At 44.8% G+C, this 21,590-nt stretch carries 14 protein-coding genes; all 14 read right to left on the bottom strand.

The features are described from left to right. Positions 1–15: 15 nt before the first annotated feature. The 14 genes from ACNURT_RS21510 to ACNURT_RS21575 all read right to left on the bottom strand — a co-directional run bounded on the left by ACNURT_RS21510 (position 16) and on the right by ACNURT_RS21575 (position 21,587). Entirely contained in the window at positions 16–312 is a 297-nt protein-coding gene (locus ACNURT_RS21510; RefSeq protein WP_090463554.1) for a hypothetical protein, read from the bottom strand. Between the two features lie 75 nt (positions 313–387). Further along, entirely contained in the window at positions 388–837 is a 450-nt protein-coding gene (locus tag ACNURT_RS21515; RefSeq protein ID WP_143013802.1) for a MauE/DoxX family redox-associated membrane protein, read from the bottom strand. A gap of 220 nt (positions 838–1,057) precedes the next feature. After that, positions 1,058–2,986: a conjugal transfer protein MobC gene (gene mobC / locus ACNURT_RS21520; protein ID WP_419699466.1), complete on the bottom strand. Its 1,929-nt coding sequence runs from the start codon at positions 2,984–2,986 to the stop codon at positions 1,058–1,060. Between the two features lie 10 nt (positions 2,987–2,996). Continuing rightward, a complete protein-coding gene (locus ACNURT_RS21525) occupies positions 2,997–4,247 on the bottom strand; it encodes a relaxase/mobilization nuclease domain-containing protein (RefSeq protein ID WP_090463545.1) in 1,251 nt (416 codons plus the stop codon). After that, positions 4,214–4,624 (bottom strand): plasmid mobilization protein, encoded by a 411-nt coding sequence (locus ACNURT_RS21530; protein ID WP_090463542.1) that lies wholly within the window; start codon positions 4,622–4,624, stop codon positions 4,214–4,216. Before ACNURT_RS21530 ends, ACNURT_RS21525 begins: the two co-directional genes overlap by 34 nt. A 169-nt stretch (positions 4,625–4,793) precedes the next feature. After that, a complete protein-coding gene (locus ACNURT_RS21535) occupies positions 4,794–5,054 on the bottom strand; it encodes a hypothetical protein (protein ID WP_143013801.1) in 261 nt (86 codons plus the stop codon). A gap of 166 nt (positions 5,055–5,220) precedes the next feature. Then, a complete protein-coding gene (locus ACNURT_RS21540; RefSeq protein ID WP_090463536.1) occupies positions 5,221–5,826 on the bottom strand; it encodes a ParA family protein in 606 nt (201 codons plus the stop codon). A 431-nt stretch (positions 5,827–6,257) separates the two neighbouring features. Continuing rightward, positions 6,258–8,309, bottom strand: coding sequence for a RagB/SusD family nutrient uptake outer membrane protein (locus ACNURT_RS21545; protein ID WP_419699467.1), 2,052 nt, complete (start codon positions 8,307–8,309; stop codon positions 6,258–6,260). 17 nt (positions 8,310–8,326) lie between these two features. Continuing rightward, on the bottom strand, positions 8,327–11,710 hold the full coding sequence (locus ACNURT_RS21550; protein WP_370997013.1) for a SusC/RagA family TonB-linked outer membrane protein: 3,384 nt from the start codon (positions 11,708–11,710) through the stop codon (positions 8,327–8,329). A 532-nt stretch (positions 11,711–12,242) separates the two neighbouring features. Further along, complete coding sequence (locus ACNURT_RS21555) at positions 12,243–16,541, bottom strand: hybrid sensor histidine kinase/response regulator transcription factor (protein ID WP_419699468.1); 4,299 nt, start codon at positions 16,539–16,541, stop codon at positions 12,243–12,245. 209 nt (positions 16,542–16,750) lie between these two features. Next, positions 16,751–18,397, bottom strand: coding sequence for a glycoside hydrolase 43 family protein (locus tag ACNURT_RS21560; RefSeq protein WP_419699469.1), 1,647 nt, complete (start codon positions 18,395–18,397; stop codon positions 16,751–16,753). Positions 18,398–18,399: 2 nt separating this feature from the next. After that, the gene (locus ACNURT_RS21565) at positions 18,400–19,407 is read right to left on the bottom strand and encodes a pectinesterase family protein (RefSeq protein WP_419699470.1); all 1,008 of its coding nucleotides are present in this window, start codon (positions 19,405–19,407) and stop codon (positions 18,400–18,402) included. Between the two features lie 6 nt (positions 19,408–19,413). Beyond that, positions 19,414–20,595 carry a glycoside hydrolase family 88/105 protein gene (locus ACNURT_RS21570; protein ID WP_419699471.1) on the bottom strand — a complete coding sequence of 394 codons (1,182 nt, stop codon included), beginning with the start codon at positions 20,593–20,595 and terminating at the stop codon, positions 19,414–19,416. A 5-nt stretch (positions 20,596–20,600) separates the two neighbouring features. After that, the gene (locus ACNURT_RS21575) at positions 20,601–21,587 is read right to left on the bottom strand and encodes an alpha/beta hydrolase fold domain-containing protein (protein WP_419699472.1); all 987 of its coding nucleotides are present in this window, start codon (positions 21,585–21,587) and stop codon (positions 20,601–20,603) included. Between the last annotated feature and the right edge of the window lie 3 nt (positions 21,588–21,590).

The raw sequence follows: 21,590 nt of genomic DNA on the forward strand, positions 1-21,590 counted from the left end.
GCTTCCTTTAGCACATTAATTATGCCTGATGTAAAGAGCCGATGGCGTAGGATCTACATCCTGAGCCGGAACCGTAGAGGCGCAGGTGGCAGCCAAACCGGCACACCCGTAATCAGCCTTGGCTTCGGCCAGTGAGCGGTTAGGGTCGTAAATACCTCCATCGGCTACCTTTACCTGGTTACCGCTGGCATCTACGGTCTGCCAGTTGAAGTTTACCAGTTTTCCTGCTTTCGCGTCCGAACTGTTCGCAAAAGCCGCAGCAACCCCAATGGTCAATGCGAGGGCGATTAAGCCCGATCTTACTTTTTTCATGGTTATTGTATTAAATCATTGATTACACCGTTAGTCACAGGCAACGGTACCACCTGCTTACGCGCGTGAAAGTTCTTATGACGTGGCCGTTCGTTTATTGTCTAAACGACCGGAGGATCTTCGAAGACAGGAAATAGCCATGAAACCGATCCCGATAAATACCGCGTTAAATACCAGGTGCTGGCCCCAGCTCATGCGGGATATGATGCCACCGCAGGTACAGGGCAATTCCAACCCGGACAATAACATCCCGGTAATATAGATCTCAAAACTGCACAACAGGATAACCGACGCATAAAGCGCCTTCAGCCGGTATACCGGGATCAGCAGTCCGAGCACGGTCAGGCTTTCCATGGCCGGCATTAGCCAGCCCAATACCGGGGCAAGGGATTTCATGAGCGGCAAGGGAGCCAGGCGCATCTGGAATACAAAACGATAATGATCTAAAAACTTACTGACCGCGGTATAGGTAAATAATAAGATCAGCAGGGCGACACCAATTTCTGACAAGACATCCTTTTTCATGGCTATGATTTGGTTATCCAAATTAACAACATAATCAAAGGGTAAAACAGGGAGAAAAGGGTTGTAACAAATCGGAAGTTAATTTTGGCTTAATACGGCTATTTCCTGTTCAACCAGATCTCGTTTAAACTGCGAAACACCCAAAAAGATGTAAAAAAACCTTATTTATATTACAACCCCTTATCCCCCCATGTTTTAAATTATTTACGCAAAACTACTTTCAGGACAGTTCCCGGCTGATGATCTGCTCAATATCTTTTTTGATCGCAAGGTAATTCGCGAAAATCATCTCGTTATCGATCCGTCTCACCCTGGGTAATGGTTTATAAGCTTTTTCCTCTTCCCTGATGACCTCATGGTCGTTGATGATCTCGTTGTGAAAAACCTTCAAATTAATTTTATTGTCCGGGTCATCCGCTACCAACCCGACAAATTCCCCGGAAGACAGGGTCGCTATTTTCGATGCCGGCACCGCGAAATCCAATTGTGTTGATTTGCTGACGGAGGTATCCTGGCTATTAATCGTGACACTCTGACGTTCCTGCATGATTTTGCCAAAACGCTCACTGAGCTGCTTTGCCGTATCTCCTGTAACCTGTCCGGATATGATATTCCCTACAATGTTCATGATCACTTCCGCCTGTTCCCGGCCGTAGTCTTTTTTTAACTGGCTGTAATCCTGCAGGGCCAATGTGGTTGCCACTTTATTCGAACGGGCCGTAGCGATCACGCTGTCCATGTTATTAAAGTAAATCGTCGGAAACTCGTCCACGACCAGGTTGCATTTCAATTTGTTTTTTTGATTGACGACCTTAATGGTACGTGACATATACAAACTCAAAACCGCTCCGTACACCTGCTGCTTTAAGGGATTGTTACCCAAGCAAATAATTTTCGGATCATCGGGGTTATTCAGGTCCAGGGTAAAATCATTACCTGACAACACATAATACAGGGCCGGTGAGACTAACCGGGCCATGCTGATCTTCGCGCTGGCCACCTGGCCCTCCAACTGATCATAGGCCTCATTCTGCCAGGCGGAAATAAAGGGGTTGATCAGCACCTCTATTTCAGGCTCCATCTTTAATAGGGCAAAGAGATATTTATAATCCACCTGCGCCAGTTCTATCGCATGGGGCAAGGTGCAATACTTGCCATCCTGGTACTTTTTTAAAAACCAGATCAGCGCGGTCACAAAGTTGATCGGTGATTCCACAAAGAAATCTCCCTGTTTCCTGATCCATTCCCGGTTTAGCCCCAGCATAAATGTCCGCGAGGACTCCATCGCGTCGGTGATATCGCCCATGCTTGCAGGTTCCAGGGGATTACAGCGATGTTTGATATTGTCGAAATCGATAAACCAGATACTGGGTTTTACTTTATAATTACCCGCGTATTTTAACAGCGCATTATAAGCGATAACCGACAGGTCGTCGAACTTAAAATCATAGATCAGCATGCTGAATCCTTTTTTGATATGCTGCGTGATAATGTGACGGATAACAAAATAGGACTTGCCCGCGCCGGGGCTACCCATCACCAGGGTGCCCCGGAACGGATTGATGATATTGATCCAGCTGTTCCTGATTTTACCTTTAAAATTATACCGGGCCGGAAGATTGACAGCATATTCATTTTCGAGTTTTCGTTCCTCCTGCGGAAAAGTTTCATTTTCCCGATTGAAAATGTCCTCGTTCAAATTCACATGGAGTATCCGGAACAATATGCTTATGCCGGTTAAAAAAAGCAAAAATCCGGTTAGCGTCACCGAAATATAGAGCGCAGTTATCACTAAGTACGACACCCGGAGTTTAAATAAAATGCCGCTGGCATAGTACAAGGCCAAACCTAAGCCGGACCAGGTTAAGGCATTCAAAAGTTTAAAATTTTCCGCCTTCTTTCCTTTGGTGCCGATCAATGAAATGATCACAAAGCCGATGGCAACCGATTTAGCGAGCAGAGCGCTTTTAAAAACCGGCAAACGATAGAAGTGTGCCAATATCTGGTCGACAATAGGAAGCGATAGGTGTAATTCGTAAAACACGCCATAACAACTGAAATAGAAATGCAGGATCAATATCAGAATTCCGGTAAACCTGATCAGATCAATGATTTTTCTGAGCGCCTGTTCATTTTCTCCTGTTTGCATATGCGTAAGCTTAGAGATTTAATTTCCTGCGTTTTTTCTTCCTTTTTGTCAGCTCCAATTGATTCGGCTCCGATTGATTGGTTTCGTAGGGCATTAATAACTCATCCAGCAAACCCCGCCCGGCAGACCCGGTCCATATCGATGGATCGCCCGGCGATTCCATGTCAACCTTTTCGAAAACCCTGGCGGTAGCTACAAATCTGCTTTCAGCCGTTTTATAGGATAAAGCATTCATTACCCCCGCAGCGCTATAGGCCTTTCCAAGATCGCTCCCGTTAAATACCACTTTGTTCAACTGGTCGACATAGCTTAAGCCATATATCCTGCCCTCGCTGTTTTCCCTGATGACCAGGCTTATACCGGCCCTTTGGAGCTCACTTTCAAACTGCTTCAATGAGCTTGCGTGTGCTATCGCCTGATCAATCTTCGCCTTTAGTTTTTCTTTCAATGGCTTTCGTAAATATTCATTCAGCTTAAACCTGCCCTCCAATAATTTCAACGTGGGCTTTTGATAGATACTACTCGCTTTAATAGGTACGCCAACCTTTTTCCCCCTTGTATCGGTGATCCAGTAATTCAGTCCTCCATTTTTAAACATCACTGATTCTTTGGAACCCCTACCTGCAGTCACCTTATACAAATGCAGAATGGCGTTTAACTCGGACAAGCTGGTAAACCTATAAGACCTGACCACCTCATTCACGACGTTCGTGATCGATCGCTTCGTATCAGATTTACCATACTCCGCCGGCCTGACCGTTACATCACCCACGTGGTCAAGCACCCTTTTTTGATCACTTGCCTTAACTAAGCCAAACTCCATTTCAACCGCTTTCCTGGCCGGTTCAGATTTTAACAGCCCGATATTATTCAGATTGATGCGCTTGCCATCTGCCTGTATGTTGGTTGTCACCACATGTATGTGCGGGTGTCCCGCATCGTTATGTTTGTAGACCAGGTAAGGCTGGTATTCGAACCCGATCCGGGTCATATACGCATGAGCAATAGCCGCCAGCCTATCGTTTTCTATGCATTCGCCGGGATGGAAATTCAGGGACAGGTGCACCGTATTGGTTTTGGTCCGCAGGTTCCTGCCGGCCAGGTCGGTCAGCCTAAAGAGCTTGTCATGAAAGGATAGCGCATTGTCGATTTTGGTATAGCCGTTAGTCCCTATCAATTCCGCCTTACCCGCTCTGACTTTGTGCTCATTATAGTTTAAAGCGCCCGTCAGGCTTTTTCCGCTTTTAATTTTTGCGACCATAGATCGGTGTATTTATTCATTCCTTCTTTGATCTCCGTGATCGATGGCTCCAGCTTTCCCTTGATAAGTGTTAAGAGATCCATCCATAACCTGGTATCCGGAAACCCATGCACACTGTTGATATTCCTGACCGCCTGGTTTAAATTATTACCTACAAAATTCAGTTCCCGCCGGAGCAAAGCCAGCTCCTCCAGTACATCATCCATCGATCTGTCCCGGTGGATAACCGTCACCGGATCACCCAGCAGCAAAGCCCGGTGATATTCGCTCATGGTTTGAAATGATGTCTTGCTGAACTTTTTTTCTAAGCCTTTATATTCATCCAATTTTAAGCGGATGTTCAGCCACCTGACCCGATTTTCTTCCTGCTTATTCATGATTCTAATTTCTAATCAAACCGACTTTGAAGCGTTTGATCATGTCCCCGGACTGACTCCGGAAGGGAGGGCAAGATTAGTTTGTGACACAAACTTACATCTTGCTAACCGCAAAAAGACAGCGGTTTGATCCCATCATCCATTACCACAAGCACCATCTATCATATTATTAATTTTGTCCATTATTTTTAAGGAAATCCTGCAAAGCTCGTATCGTAATACCCTTTTGCGTTATATCGTGTTGAACTCCGTATGCTTTTATTTTCCTTTTAAGATCTCTCGGGATCCAATTATTGAAACGGACCTCTGCCAAATCCGTAGTAGATGCTAGCATAGGCTTTACAGGCAGTACTTGCTGAATAGGTGTTTGAGGTGTTTCTTTTTTTATCTTTTCCGCAAGAGACCCTAATTTTCTTTTATAATCATCCATGGGAGTTACAATTAATGAACATTTGTAAAATGCTATAAATGCAGAAATGAACATTTGAACACTTCTCCATTTGGAGACACCGACAAATGAACATTTAAACAAATCAACATCGCGACAATTGAAGGTTTATTCAAATGAACAATTGAACAAATATTAGAAATTAGATTTATACACTGATCAAATCGACGATTTCTTCTGCAAGGGCGGTGATTTCTTGGATGGCCTTTTCATCGGTACTTTTTAGAATGCCGGACGTCATTGATGACCGTGCCAAACTCACCCTATCAAAAACGCGTGCTTTTAATAGCGGAGTACCCAGCGTACTCAATAACCCGACCACTTCTGTAGTTATCCCGGATCGCGGCTTGATCATATTCAGGACGATGCCAGCTTTTAGCTTTTGATTCTGTGCCTGGGAAAATCTAACCAATGCCAAAGTAGATTTAATAGCCATGACATCAAAAAAACCAGCTTTGGTCGGAACCAGAACATAATCAGAATGGGTAAATAATTCGTTTAAACGATTGGATAAATAAGGCGGCGTGTCTACTACGATCAGATCATAGTCCAGCTTCGAAAGCTCGCTTATTTTTTCCGGAGCCAGAATATCCAGTTCCGGAAAATCTTCTTTGAGATGATAAATGCTTCCCTGCAAATCCGAATCAATCAGGGCCACACTTAATTGATCTTTGAAGCATAATGCTAGGTTCAGTGCCAGCGTACTTTTGCCGACTCCTCCTTTTTGATGTGCCAATGTGATGATCTTTGCCATAATCTTTCATTTTGCTGCAAATGCACATTTGTTCAAATGCAGTTGTGAATATTTGTTCGACAAAGATGAGAAACGACAATGGGCAATCGCTCCGAGATTATCCGAGTCGGATACGTATTTTTGTGCAAGCAACAATTACCAGATCCGTCGTACTGAGCGTCAAAGAACCCGAAGATCTGCAATGTTTCATCGTTGCTTTTAGCCTAAAAACCAAAAGCGCTACACGGACTTTTAACCTCATATACTTCCTGGTCCATCGGGCGTTCTAAAAGGAATGAGCCCGGTAAAATACCGAGCTCACCTTATGAATAATTAAATTAAGTTCGTCTAACTTTTGGAGTGCACTTCATTTTTACACAGCCCGCTTTCTTTTACAGATACAGCTCAATGATTACATTATACAAAGACGTATCAATCGCCGAAACCGATAACTATTGCTGTGCTAATCCATAGCCATTGGTTACCTTACCTTTGGATTTGCTGATCGTTTCAGATGGAATGGGCCAATAAACTCGTGGTGGGTCACCGGCTGATGTTATGCCCGAAAGAATGTTTCTTTGGTACACGGTAACAGCCTTGGCCAAATCAACTCCCCAGTTAGTTTTGGCATAACCATCAGCCTGTAAAGCAGCCGCTTCTGTACCGGCAGGATCAATATAGCGGAACAAGCCCTGTATGGCTACGTTGTGGGTTGTACCAACTACCTTACTGGCAACAGTGGCATTTGCACTATAATTGTACTGCCCTCTCCACGCCGGATAGGCAGCCGGGTTAGTCAGGGTATCTGTTGCCGCGCAATCATAAGTTAGCGGATTAGTTAATGCAACCCTCTTGATCCATATATAAGCCGGAAAATCATTGCCATTGGCAAAGTGATGGTATCCAAGGGTTTTTATATCGTTAATGGTAGCTGCCATTTCCTGTTGAACTGCAATGGCCCTTTCGGCATAAGTACCCGAACGGATCAGGTCCCAGCGGCGCGTCCCTTCGCCAAGCAGCTCAAGTTTACGCTCCTCCAATATGGCATCTTTTAATGCCTGACCAGCAAGATTAATGTTGTGCTGCGCATTGCCAAAAGCCCGCTGCCTTATCTGGTTAACCAAGGTAACAGCATCATTTTCCCCCAATTCAGCTTTAACTTCGGCCAGCATTAATATAACGTCGGCCATTCTTAAAATAGGCCAGTTTATACCCGATGCCCGCTGAGAGGCTACATTTGGAGTAGCCATACGGTTATCGTCCCATTTATTGGTGGCTATACCTCCCAGGCTTTTACTGCCCGGCGTGAAGGCTATCATCTTTTCATTTCCGTCACCATTGCTTGCAGTAACCGTGGCGCTGGCATCCCTGCGGTGATCTGCATTTTCATACTCACCATAATAAACAGTAGGAATAATACGCAGTGCACCGAAAGTTTTTGTGGGTGCACCTACAGATGATCCCCCATCAGACGGACGGCCAAAAGCATATGGGTATTCGCTGGTGGTTGTCAGCGTACCGCCTTGTATGTTGCCTATTTCAAATATTGATTCGGGGCTCACCGTTAAATCATTAAAATATTGGAAGTGGCGCTGGAACGGGTTGTTGACGTTAGCGCCCCTGCTGTCGGTAGTGATCAAACCAGCTGTGCCTTTGTTGTCAATAGCTTTCTGCAGGTAGGTTTTTGCTGTTTGATAATAGGTGAGGTAATCAGTACGGCGGGCGTATACGCATTTGTTGGCCTCGGTGCCTTTTTTGGTAAAGGTAACGCTTCCGTACAGTCCGCTTACATCAGTACGTATGGTTTGATATCCACCGGCAAAAAGCGCTATCTGACCAATCAAAGCATCGCAAAATGTGCGCGACATACGCTCCTGGTTGATATTGCCCTGACCTATGCTGTACATCAGCGGCTCTGCCTTTTTGAGGCCATCAATCAAGCTATCGTAAATATCAAAGCGTGAGGTTAATGAATAATCACTGACACTTGTATTTTCATAACCGTACGGCACATCGCCAAAATGCAGTGTTAATTGAAAATAACAGAACGCTCTCATGGTTATCGTTTCACCATATAGTTGTGTCCAATCGGTGGTTTTACCGGCGGCAACATCAGCTTTGTAAGCGTCTTTGCCGGCTATAACGTTGGCTAACCTGCTGGCCAGGGCAAGCGTTTGATAAAGTGAGTTAAACCCGGTTGCAACCGCGTCAACCCCTAACTGATCGGAACGGCCAATGGCATTCAGATTATTTGTTGATCCGTCTTCAGGGTAATATTCCGCGTCCGATCCAACGGGATCATTCCAGCGGTAAACGCCCATAATACAATTTTGACGGTAGTTGGAATAGCACCAGGAAAGTGATTTGAATGTTTCAGAAGTTGTTGTGGTAACGAAATTATCATCCACAGTGGATGGCGATGTTACATCCAGATAACTTTTTTTACACTGGGTAAAAGATAGACACAAGGAAACTGCGGCTATATATTTTATATATGTTTTCATGTTTTGCGTTTAAGTTGTTAGAAATTAAGGTTTACTCCTACAACAAATGACCGTGCACGGGGATAGGACCCAAAATCGTAGCCAGTGGTTGGATAAGGCGAACTATTGGCATTGTCATTAACGCCTACTTCCGGGTCGAGCCCGCTGTACCCGGTAATGGTAAGCAGGTTATAAACGCTGCCGTATACACGCAGGCTTCCAATGCCAACTTTTTTCAGCGCTGATTTAGGGACAGTATACCCTAAAGTAAGCGTGTTAAGGCGAAGGAAGGAACCTTTTTCAATGCCCAGTGTTGAGGTAACTCCCGTTTCGCTGTTAGCCAAAGGCAAATCGGCATTTGCGTTTGCCGCATTAAACTCCTCAGGCGTTTGTAACCGAACAAGCTGTCCGTTTACAACATTGTAAATTTTGTAAGCGTTAGCCATGATAGCCAGTTTGTTTTCGTAAACGCCTCCTTCTTTAGGGCCATATAACGACGCCAGTTTATTGGCATTATAAATATCGTTACCGACGCTGTAATTGAAGTTTAGCCCCAGGTCGATATTTTTATACGCGACACTAATATTGAAGCCGCCTGTAAACTTCGGAGTGGTATTGCCAATAACAGAAAGGTCTTTATCGTCTATTTTGCCGTCGTTATTCAAGTCTTTATACTTAGGCAGGCCTGGATAAGCGATTTGGCCGGTCGGACGATCTGTTCCGGTGGCAAGTCCGTGAACTACGCCGCCCGAAACGCTTGTAAGATCGGGCACACCGGTTTTTAGCGTATACAAGCCATTGTTGTAGGTGAAATCATTTGGGGTGTAAAAGCCATCATAAGTTAAGCCGCGTACCAGACCAACAGGCCGGCCCACTACAAGCTGGTAATCAGATGCCGGGTAAGTTGCGCTGCCTGCCCAACTTGAACCGTAGAGCCCGGTCACGTTATCGGCAAGCTTGTCTACCTTGTTTTTATTGAAAGTAATGTTACCGCCTGCAGTAACCCTCCAATTTTGGTTTTTGAATACGGTACCTAAAAGCGACAGTTCTACGCCCCGGTTACTTATTTGCCCGATATTGGCATATGTGTAAGTAAAGCCCGTAACACCGGGTATGGTAGTTTGGGTAAGTACGTCTTTAGTGGTATTCCAATATACATCAACGGTACCCGATAACTTATCACCAAACAAACTAAAATCCGTTCCAATATCGCGGGTAATGGTAGTTTCCCATTTCAAATTTGGATTAGATAAAACGTTAGGGTTGCTTAATGAATACGCGGCAAGGGTAGTGTGGTTAATGTCGTACTGGTTTCTTGGATCAGTCACAGAACCCCATGATTGTGTGTTAAGTCCCGTAGGGATATTATTATTACCAACGGCACCGAAAGAAGCGCGAAGTTTCCAGTTATCCACCCAGTTAACATTTTTCATGAAGGGTTCCTGCGATATCCTCCATGCAAACGCGCCGCCCGGGAAATATCCCCAGCGGTTATTTCCCGCAAACCTGGAAGAACCGTCGGCACGGAATGTGAGTGTCAATAAATACTTGTCCATGAAGTTATACATGGCACGGGCAAAGTATGAATTAAGACGGTCGGGGGTATTTACGCTGGATGAAAATGCGAATGAGTTTTTTGTCCTGTCGTATTGGTTGATCTGGGCAAAAGCTGTTTGCTCGGTAAAGTTTGACGGAAAGTAATTTGCCTGTATAGAAATACCGGTACCTCCCGAATTGAAGAATTCCGTACCTGCCAATAAACTGATTTTATTATCCTTATTAATATTAAACTCATAGCCCAATGTGTTTGCCCAGCGCAGGCCCCAGCTGTCGTTTTTGCGATAGTCGGCATTACCGGCATACAATTTATTACCGGTTGCATCATCGATATAGCCATTATAAGTAGCGCCAGACCAGTATTTACGCTGTGTCCAGGTGCCGTTTCCGCTAAAATCGGTATGGTAGGTTAAGCCTTTAATGATCACCCAGTTCAATGACGCTATCCCCACAAAGTTTGAGGAAAGACTAAGTGGGTCGTAGTCACTGATACGTGCTACAGGACTATAGCTATCCCATAAAGCATTTTTACCGTATTGCGATATATTGTTGCTTGCTGTTAATGCAGACAAGCCGCCTAAAATATGGTTGGTGGCAATAGGGCGAAAGCGATAGGCAGAAGATAATATTGACCCACTGCCGCTGGTAACACCTTCATCGCCAAGTGTTGGCGTATTGGCATAGCGGGTGTTAATGTCAAACGTAACATTATCAAATATTTTTTGGGTAAGTTTAAACGCTGCTGTTGCCCGGCGCTGATATGATTGCAGTTTCATACCCTCATCATCACTGTAAGTGGCGGAGAACAGTACTTTTGTTTTATCAGTGCCGCCTGTTATGGTAAGGGCATGGTTCCATGATACCGATTGTTTGTAAGCTTGTTTTTGGATATCATCTGTTGCAAGGTTCCGGTAACTCTCTATTCCACCGGAATTGCTGCCGGCATTTGCGCCCAGGCCGTATAATTGTTCAAAAGGTGTTTGATAAGCGCTTCCGTTTGCGGCCGCGTTAGCCCACACATATTGCAGGTAATCATAAGGGTTTAACGCCTGTAAATATTTGTTTGGCCTGTTAATTTTAACATAGCCATTATAGCTTACGTTGGTTTTGCCCGCTTTTGCCGATTTGGTTGTAACAAGTACTACGCCGTTAGCACCGCGTGAACCATAGATGGCTGCGGATGAGGCGTCTTTTAACACGTCAATACTTTCTACCTGGTCACCGGGGATATCATTTAAATTGCCGGGTACACCATCAATAAGTACCAGTGCCTGGTTACTTTGCGATATGGAGGTCCCGCCGCGTACACGGATGTTAACACCTGCACCCGGGCGGCCATCCTGCGAGGTAATGTTTACCCCCGGCAACTTACCCTGCATGGCCTGCGCTATGTTAGGAACCGGTGTGGCCGCGATGTCTTTTCCGCTAACCGAAGCCACCGCACCGGTTAAATCGCGCCTTTTAACCGTACCGTAGCCGATAACCACAATTTCATTCAGCTCTTTTTGGCTTCCGGCCAGCGATATGTTAATGGTTGTGCGGTTGTTGATGCTTTCTTCGATGGAGGCATAGCCGATAAAAGAAAAAATCAGTATGCCCTGGCCGGTTTTAACTTTTAAGTTGTAATGGCCATTCGCATCGGTAGTTGTGCCCGTTGGTGTACCTTTAAGGGTTATGTTTACACCGGGCAATGTCCGGTCATGTTCATCTTTAACGGTACCGCTCACTGTTTTGTCTGTCTGGCCAAACAGCTGGCAAGTCATCGCCAGCAAAAAAAAGATGCTGAGCACTAAGCTTCGGTTAAGAAGCCTGATCTTTTGCCGCCCGTACCCGGCATTGGATAGTAATTGTTCAGGTAAATTCATTATTAATTGGTTTGATAATTTGGTTTATAAATTAGAAGGACTGAATTAAACAATGCAGGCAAAGCGAACAACAATCTGCCTGTTTTTTATCAGTAAAGAGGCGCCGGTTACCTTTGCAATATGTTTACGCTGCAACGGCTGTATTTCTCGGTCTGCATTTTTAGCGGAACCAGAGGTTAGGTGGGTGTTGTGATTGCACATGAATAAAACACCGCGCAATAATTGTTGGAAAAAAAAGTAAAATTTTTCTCATAGCAAAAAAGTTAAGGCGCCGGCTATTGGTTGTTGCCGGGAAGTTTAAAATTGGTTATAATTATTGATCAGCTTCGATGCCCTGATAAACCAGGTGATCGGTAGTGTTAAAAACAAACCTATATAAATACCTCCCGCAACAGGGTTGAAATTTGGCCAAAAAGGTTTAAAATTAGTTCAACAAGGGCGTGTTTGTGCTTAAAGGGCAATTGGGTGCGTTTTTAGCCCTTGGTTTTCGCGTGGGTTTCAGCATATCTGGAACTGACAGGATGCCGTGGGGCTATCGAATGATCTCTTGAGATGGCTTTGGCATTTTTTGATAATCGGAGGGAGAGATATTGAACTTTGCTTTAAAACAGGTAGCAAAGTATTTAGGGCTGTTAAACCCTACGGCATACGCTATTTGGGAGATGTTATCGCTACCGGCATCCAGTAATTGCTGCGCCCGCAAAAGCCTGTGATCGCGAACAAATTCAACAGGGCTGAGCTGGGTAAGACTTTTCAGTTTGCGATAAAAGGTTTGTCTTGACATGTTGATCACTTCGGCAACCGACTCGATATTAAAATCAGGGTTATCCATCCCTGCGTCAATCAATTCTAACACCTTTTTTAAAAATATTTCATCTTTTGATGTTACTATAATATCCCCCGGATTTAAACTCACTACTGCCTTACCGGTCATCAGTTCATTAACCAGCCTGCTCCGCCGTTCTATAATATTTTTAAGGGTAGTTAACAAAAAGCTGGTATCAAAAGGCTTTGTAATGTAGTAATCGGCACCGTAACTTAAACCCGCTATCTGGCTTTCAACAGCTGTTTTAGCGGTAAGTAATACTACCGGGATGTGGCTGGTAGCAGCGTCATTCCTTATTTTACTCAATAGCTCTAATCCATCCATCCGCGGCATCATTACATCACTTAAAATCACATCGGGCTGTAGTTTTAATATTTTTTCCCAACCTTCAACGCCATCGACAGCAGTTTCTATGCGGTATTTGCCGCTTAACTGCATCCTGATCAATTCGCGCATATCCTGGTTATCTTCTACCAAAATCAGTAAGGGTTCGTTATAAACAGGTTGTTCATTTTTAAGGTCTGCATGGGGTGGCTGTAACAATGCGGAGCTTGGTTTGCCTTCAGGCACTGAAGCATCAACCGGGGCTATGGTTTTAACCGCATTTACCGGCAAGGTTACCCGTACCCAACAGCCTCCCGGCTCACCGTTCTGCGCGCTGATGGTTCCCTGGTGAAGTTCAACCAATTCTTTCGATAAGGCCAGCCCAATGCCCGTGCCCTTTAAATGGCCGGTATTAGGGTGTGAGCCTTCGGTATAAAGATCAAATAAGCTATCGATTTCAGATGGCAGTACTCCGCACCCTTCATCGGTAATATCAATTATCATATCGCCGGTGTCCTTCATCTGCAAGTGCACTGTGATTTTTTTTCTTTCGGGGGTAAACTTATAGGCGTTGGCGATCAGGTTATATAATACGGTCTCTATTTTTTCGGGGTCAAGCCAAACCATGGCCGTATCTACATCTGTTTTAAAGGCAAATTCAATATTTTTCAGTTGCCGCATCTCTTCAAAATAACCGGCTACATCTGCAATAAGCTCTACCATATTGATAGCCGAAAGATTTAATTTTGCCTTGCCGCTTTGCACCTTCCTGAACTCCAGTAACTGGTTTACAAAACGGACCATACGGTTTGCGTTGCGCTGAATAATTGTCAGGTATTGACGATCGTCCCTGCTAAGGTAAGATCGTTGAACAAGCTCATTGATGGGATTGATAATAAGCGTAAGCGGAGTACGCAGCTCGTGCGAAATATTGGTAAAAAAACTCAGCTTTAACTCGGTCATTTTCTGCTCAACGGCCACCTTTTGCTTTAACTTCAGCACAGTTAAAGCGTTTTGTCTGATAGCAGCCAGGATTGCGCAAATGATGATGGCATAAATAATATATGCCCACCAGCTTGCCCAGGGCGCGGCAAGCACCGTAATGGCCAGGCTTTTATAAGGAACGTTTATAAACCTGTCGGGATCATTGCATTTTACCTCGAAAGTATAATTACCCGCGGGGAGGTTGGTATAAGTAACCCGTTGTTGGTCGCTGTCCTCATGCCATTCATTGTCGAACCCTTTTAAACGATAAGCGATGGTTAGGTGGTTACCCGAGCGATAATCCAAAACAGCATAGTCCAGGCTGAAAATATTTTGATCATGCTTTAATCTGACACCATCAGCGTAGTTGATATCGCGATCAAGGATCCGGGTGCTATCTTTGATGGCCACATCCCGGTTGTTCACCAGCAGGTTGGTTAGCACTAAATTTACTTTAATCGCATCGTTCTTGACCTGGCCCGGATCGAAAATCATATAGCCTCTTACCGCGCCGAATACCAGTTTGCCATCTTTTGTTGCCTGGCATGAACTTTCAGAAAACCCCTTTTTAGGAATGCCATCATACGAATTGAAATTCTTAAACTTACGGGTATTCAGATCAAACATGGATAAACCGGCCTTGGTAGCCAGCCATAAATGATGATATCCATCGCCGATACAGCTCATGACATAGTCATTGGCCAAACCTTGTTTTGAAGTGTATGCTTTAAACTTTTGCAGACCGGTTTGCGGATCGCTAACAGCCAGGTTTAACCCGCCGCCAGACGTTACAAGCCACATTTGGTTTTTGCTATCGCGATAAATATGCTGAATATCGTTGTTACCCAGGCTTTGAGGGTTGCCGGGTGTTTTTTTGTAAGTTTCGTATAAAAGTTTACCGTTTTTATAATTCAGGATCACCAGCCCGCCTGTGGCTGCTATCCATAAGCGCCCGTTTGCATCCATTGCCAAATGCCTTATTTTAAGACAGGTTTGCGGGTACCCGGTTCCGTTGTCAGAAAGCCTGGTAAATGAAACATTCCCATTGTTCCTGCTGAGCAAACATAGCCCATTATCAAACGTACCTATCCAGATGTGGCCTTCCTTGTCTTCTTTTATCGAATAAATTTCGTCGCTGTTAATGGATGCCGGGTTGGAGGGATCATAGCGGTAGTTTATCAGCCGGTAATGAAGCTCTGAAGGATCGGTAGGTATGGCCTGATATAAGCCTTTGGTTTTAGTACCCATCCAAATAACCCCGTTATGATCCTGGGTAATACAATACACTCCGCCAATATTCTGCCCTACAAAATTGGCGAAAGTAACCGGTAGCTGTTTCCCGTTTTTGTAAACTAAAACCTGCCCGTTTTTTAATCCAAACCATAGCCTGTTTTGCCGGTCGGCACAAATTCCTCTCACCTCATTATCCGATTGGAAATCGGCATGCTCATTTAGTAAACTGGTTTGAAAAACGTTTGGCGGGAAAATTATTTTTTCAATGCCATGTTCATCTGTATGCAGCCAGAAGATACCGGCAGGGTCATAATATACGGTAGTTACAAGGTTTGAAAAACGACGGTTATTTGAACCTGGTTCATTATAAAAGTAGTTAAACTGTTTTGAAACGTTATCATAATAGCCAAACCCACCATCTCTGAGCACACACCAAACAACCCCGTTTTTATCTTCTATCACCTTAAAATGATTCGCAAAATTGGTTTTTTTGGCATCGTTCTTTTGAACAAATGTTGTGAATTTTTGAGTCAGGAGATCAAAGCGAATAACTCCTTTTGTGCGCGGTTCAATCCAAAGCGCGCCCGAATTGTCTTCGAAAATCGCATGTAATGATTCGCCCGCATGATAAACCGTTCGCGATAACAGGCCAATCCCTATGGTAAATGATAGCAGTTCGCCGTTCCCCGTTGTTAAATAAGCTTTTTTATGGCTGCGGTTAACCAATATCGCATTTATATCAGCAGTACTTATTCGCTGTTTTGAGAACTGTTTTTCCTGTTTATCATATAGGTATAAGGTGCCGTTTTTTGTGCCAAAAAATAACTGCGATTTGCTTTCGGCCACACAGGTAAATGCTTCTTCAGCATGTTTATCTAAATCGGCTATTTCATAGCTACCGTTTTTTTGCCGCTTTTCAAGGCATAGAAGACCGTGTTCTGTGCCTATCCATTTCTTTCCTTCACTATCCCCGTAAAAAAATTTATATTTTTTTGAAGGCTGCTCCGGGGCTGTTGTGGCGCTTTGACCATAACTCCTGTAGCTTATCCCCGCGGTATTGATCCCGCTAACGCAAAAAATTCCGTTGTTTATTGTGCTAACCCACAGGGCGTCCTGATCCAGTGATAAGATCTTATCAAAAATGATCTTCTCTTTGAGGTTGAGGATAACAGCGAGTGAAAGAAAACGGCCGGTTTTTTTATCGAAACGATAGATCTGGGAATCATAAGCTTTGATCCAAAGATGATCGTAATTGTCTTCAGTAATCTGATCGATGCGGTTATTATTGATTTGCGACGAATCGCCGGCTAATGATTTGAAGACGGTAAATTTATGTCCATCAAAGCGGTTAAGGCCATCCCAGGTCCCAAACCACATATATCCCTGCCGGTCTTTGAATATTGATGTAATAACATCATGCGATAAGCCGTCTTCGGTTGAGTAATGTTCTGTTATGCAATGCATTTGGCAAAACGCGGCTCCGGTTATTAACCAAAGCAAAAACATGCATAAAAAACACCTGAGCTTCATATAATTTCTACCTCAAAAAAACAATCACTTACAATTAGGCTATACCGGCGGATTGCCGCAATACCGTTAAATCTATAAATTTTATTTTGCTTATTATATTTCCGGTTGTTCACTGAAACATCAAATAATTTATTACCAGATTATTACCTGTCAATAGGTGTAACCCTAAACCAGTCAAAGTCAGCATACCCCGAATCATTGATCTGTGTATCGCGCGTACAAAAGATGCCAACCTTAGCGCCTATCCATCGCCCAACTTCAGCCTGGAATGTTTCGCCAACATTGATGAACGTTTGCCCATCTGTACTGTAGCTAAAATCGCACTTAGCCCCAACGCTTACTTTTACGCGCAGCCATATCGTGGGCTTATCCAGTTTAGCAATAGTTTTCTCTTCTTCGGCGTTACCTTTATCGGCATCTTTGCAATGATCAAACACCAGGTATACGCCATCTTTTTTATTTTTAACCGCTATGCCGGCATAGCTGAAACCCATGATGGCTAAGCCGGCTTTTTCTTCCAATTTAACATTGGGAGTAAAGGTCATTTTGGTTGTAGCCGCAAATTCGTCGGCCATAAACTTCTGTAGCAGCACATTTCCGGCGCCCCAAAGGTTTTTAGCGCCCTCTGGCATCTTACCCGAATAAAGCCTTAGCGCGCCTTTGCCCGGGTTCATATAATACCAGCTGGCCTGCGCGTTAGCCATCCACTGCCATTGCAAGCCGAGGGTGGTTCCGTTAAACTCATCGCTTTCAACCGGTGTTTCGATAGGGTAGGTTTTACCAACATTTGGCTTTTTGTAAACCATTACGGGCTCGCCTTTACCATCGCCGTCTTTATCTGTACCTATTACCGGCCAGTTATTTTTCCAAACCATAGGCTGCAGGTGTACTACGCGGCCGTATTGTTCTTTATCCTGAAAGTGCAGGAACCAGTCTTCGCCGGTTTGGGTAGTTACCCAGGCACCCTGATGCGGGCCATTAACAGTTGTTTTACCCTGATCCATCACTACTTTACGCTCATAGGGGCCATAAATATTTTTTGACCTTAATACCAGCTGCCACCCGGTAGGCACCCCGCCAGCCGGTGCAAAAATGTAGTAATACCCATTCCGCTTGTAAAATTTAGGCCCCTCAATGGTTGGGTCGGTTTCGTGGCCATCATAAACTATTACGCCTGCATCGGTTACTTTGGTGCCATCGGCATTCAGCTTATTTACAGCGATAACACTCTTAATACCTGCACGGCTGCCGGCAAAGCCATGCACCAGGTACATCTGGCCGTCATCATCCATCAGCGGGCAGGGGTCAATCAAACCTTTGCCTGCGTAAACCATTACGGGGTTGCTCCAGGACCCGGCCGCGTTTTTGGCTTTTATAAGGTAAATGCCATAATCTGGATCTGGATAATACAGGTAAAACTCACCTTTGTAATAACGTAATGCGGGCGCCCAAACGCCATCCCCGTGACGCGGAATATCGAAATGATCAAACGGCGGCTGGCGTAACAGGGCGTGGCCAATGATACGCCAGTTTACCAGATCTTTTGAATACAATACGGGCAACCCCGGTATATCCTCAAAACTGGAAGAAACAAGATAAAAGTCATCGCCTACGCGTATCGCGTCCGGATCGGAATAATCGGCATTCAGCACCGGGTTTTTATAGGTGCCATTGCCCTGGTCGGCAACCCACACTTTAGATCTATAGTTACTTTTTGCAACAGGTTTTACCTGCGCGTTTGCAAAAGGTATAGCGGCGGCAAAAGCCAGTATGCAGATGGTGTTTTTCATAATTATTTAGCTTGCGGGTCCCAGTTATCACTGCCGCCAAGGATGTTTTTAATGGTATATTGTTTTGCCTCCCGGTCTGTTAGCTGGTGCGACCACTGCACCCGGGCTTTAGGGTTAGCACCCGGTCCGGCATTTTTATATTCGGCATAATAGGCAGTCTTTTCCTTGTCAGGGAACATGCTGTCGCCTTTCCACGGGTCCCAGCCCTGGGGAACGATGTGTGCGCCCATTTCGGTATTCAGAAATACCGTTTTAGCGTATGATCTCCAGGGCCTGCCCAGGTATGCCTTATTTACCGATTCATCAGCGATCAGCTTACAGTTCATCAGCACATAACCATATTTTTGCAAAGAAGTGGTGGCCGCTGCCGTAATATAGGAGTTGACCAGGCTTTTAATAATGCAGCGCTGGAAAACAACGGTAGCTTCGCCAAACAGAAAATCTGTAGTGCCTTCAATATAACAATCCTGAAATAGCTCACGCGATGTAGCCGTAGCGGTATACAGCGTATCCTGGTTGCCCAGCAGCTTACAGTTATGCACAATGCAGCGGTCGCCTTCAATATGCAGCGCCACGGCTTGTCCTACCCGGCCGGCCGAATTGATGATGGTCAGGTTTTCTGCCATGAAATTATTGCCGGCAACCAGTACTGTGTAGGAGGTGTAAGTTGAAAATTTATCCCTGCCAAAGGCATCTTTACCGCCAGGTACGGGTTTGCCCGAATAGTCATCATTGGTGATAATGGTATTTTCCTTATTCTCACCAATAAGTGAGATATGTGTTTTCCACGATGGTATTACCAGCTTTTCGTGATAGATACCTTTTTTGATGTGGATAGGTACCTGTATAGCACCCAGATCACGAACAGCGTTTACCGCTTCCTGTATGGATTTAAAATCGCCGCTGCCATCCTGCGCCACAGTTATTTCTTTATAAACCTTAGTAACAGGCTGAGCATGGCAAACAGCAACTGCTGCCAGCAACAACAAGCCAAGTATGACCTTTTTCATATGATGTTATTTTGTCCCTTTCAACCATTCAATTTCTGTAGCGGCGAGTATAAAAGCGCCCACACCTTTGGCGTCATTGGTAATTACCTTTTCACTCAGGTAATAAGCGTAGCTGCCATCACGGTAAGGCTTTCCGCCCAGGCCACCCACCTGAACCGTGCCATCCAACGCCAAAAGGCCCTTGTCATCGGTACGGATAAATTTTTTAATAATACCTGCATACCCTTTTTGTGCTACAGGTATATAGTTTGCCGGCAGATATTTTTGACGCAGAGCCTTAGCCAGCGTATACACAAACATACATGATACAGACGCTTCCTGGTAATTACCTTTTTCAGTGCCTTTGTCCAGTACTTCGTACCAGAGCCCGGTAGGCTGATCCTGCCAGCGCTGCACTGCCGCGGCATAACGCTGCAAGATGGCCAGCAGTTCCTTACGCCTTGGATGATCAGCCGGAAATTGATCCAAAGCATCAACCAGCGCCATACCGTACCAGCCCATGGCCCGCCCCCAAAAGTTTGGCGAACGGCCGGTTTGCGGATCGGCCCAGCGCTCTTTCTTTGATGCGTCCCAGGCGTGGTACAGCAATCCTGTTTTTTCGTCCCGCGAATGTTTTTCCATTAATATAAACTGCCGGGCAATATCATTGAAAGCAGTATCCTCATGAAAAGTGGCCGCATATTCGGCGTAAAACGGCTCGGCCATATACAGCCCATCCAGCCACATTTGGTTCGGGTAACGTTTTTTATGCCAGAAACCACCATCAAATGTACGGGGCTGTGTACGCAATTGTTCGCGCAATATTTGTACCGCTTTCAGGTATTTATCCTCATGTGTTTGCCGGTAAAGCATCAGCACATTGCGGCCGCAAAGGATAAAATCGAGGTTATGATCGGCCAGGTTATAGGTACGGATACTGCCATCGGGCTGTACGAATTTATCCATACAGTGCTTTATAAAATCGAAATATTGCTTGTCGCCGGTTTGATGCCAGATATTTTCAAATCCCTTCAATATAACACCCTGGTCATAAGTCCACCTATTGCCTGTGGGCAGGCTGTCTTTCCAGATAGTCATCACCGTGTGGGCCATTTGCTGAGAATAGGGCCTGGCGGATTGTGCGCTGACCGCTTGAGCTGTTAACAATATAAAACCAAGTATTTGCAGGCGTAAAAAGCTTTTCATCATGGTGTTTATTTAAATATTTTAGTTAGAAACTGATCAATGTCGTTTACCATAGGGTTAAACCAGGGCTGATATAAACAGAAAGTATGCGGCGTATCTTTAAAATTATCAATCCGCACATATACGCCTTTTTTATCCATCATCTCTTTAAATACATCACGACCGGCATGCATTCTGTCAACCGCGCTATTCAGGAACAAAAAAGGCAGCTTATTACGTTCGGCATAAGTAAGCGGACTGGCCGCTGTCCAGATCTCAATGTTTTCGGTCCGTTTGTAGCCTATCCACATGGTTGAGGCTGCAACCGTTTGTTGATTTTGAGTTTCCCATGCATCAGGCGCCACAAATGTGAGCGTACCATCAATATCTATCACAGCCTGTACAGAACTTGAATAACCTTTATTTGAGTCCAGCACATCGAATTTATCTAAACCTGAAGTCATTCCTACCAATGCGGCCAATTGCCCGCCAGCCGAAAAGCCCAAAACGGCGATCTTATTTGTATTGATATTAAATCTTTTAGCATTAGCATGCAGCCATTGGATTGCCGATTTGATATCATTCACCGCTGCCGGATAAAGCGCTTCGGTAGACAGGCGATATTCTACCGTAAAGCTGGCATAACCCAGGGCTGCCAAATGCTGTGCCAGCGGAACATGCTGCGCACGGTTACCCGAACGCCAGCCACCGCCGTGTACGATAATTACCGCTGGCGTAGGCTTTTTCTTAGCTGCTGATGGCGTAAAGGCATCAATATGCAGCTCGCGGCTGCCTACTTTGCCATAAACCAGGTTTCGGGCTTCAGTTACTGCCACTGAAGGGTTATTTGGGACGATCTTAATAAAGGGATATTTCTTTAAATTGTTTTTAAAGTCGCGGGTGATGTTAAAGGAGGTATCCGGGGTAGCGGTTAGCCATTGTTGAGATTGCGCCGAAACTTTTGTAAATGCAAGCAGACCTAAAGCTAAGCCCAATACGAGGGTTTTGTTTTTCATGAT

The organism is Mucilaginibacter sp. NFX135 (assembly GCF_048565145.1).
Lineage (GTDB): Bacteria > Bacteroidota > Bacteroidia > Sphingobacteriales > Sphingobacteriaceae > Mucilaginibacter.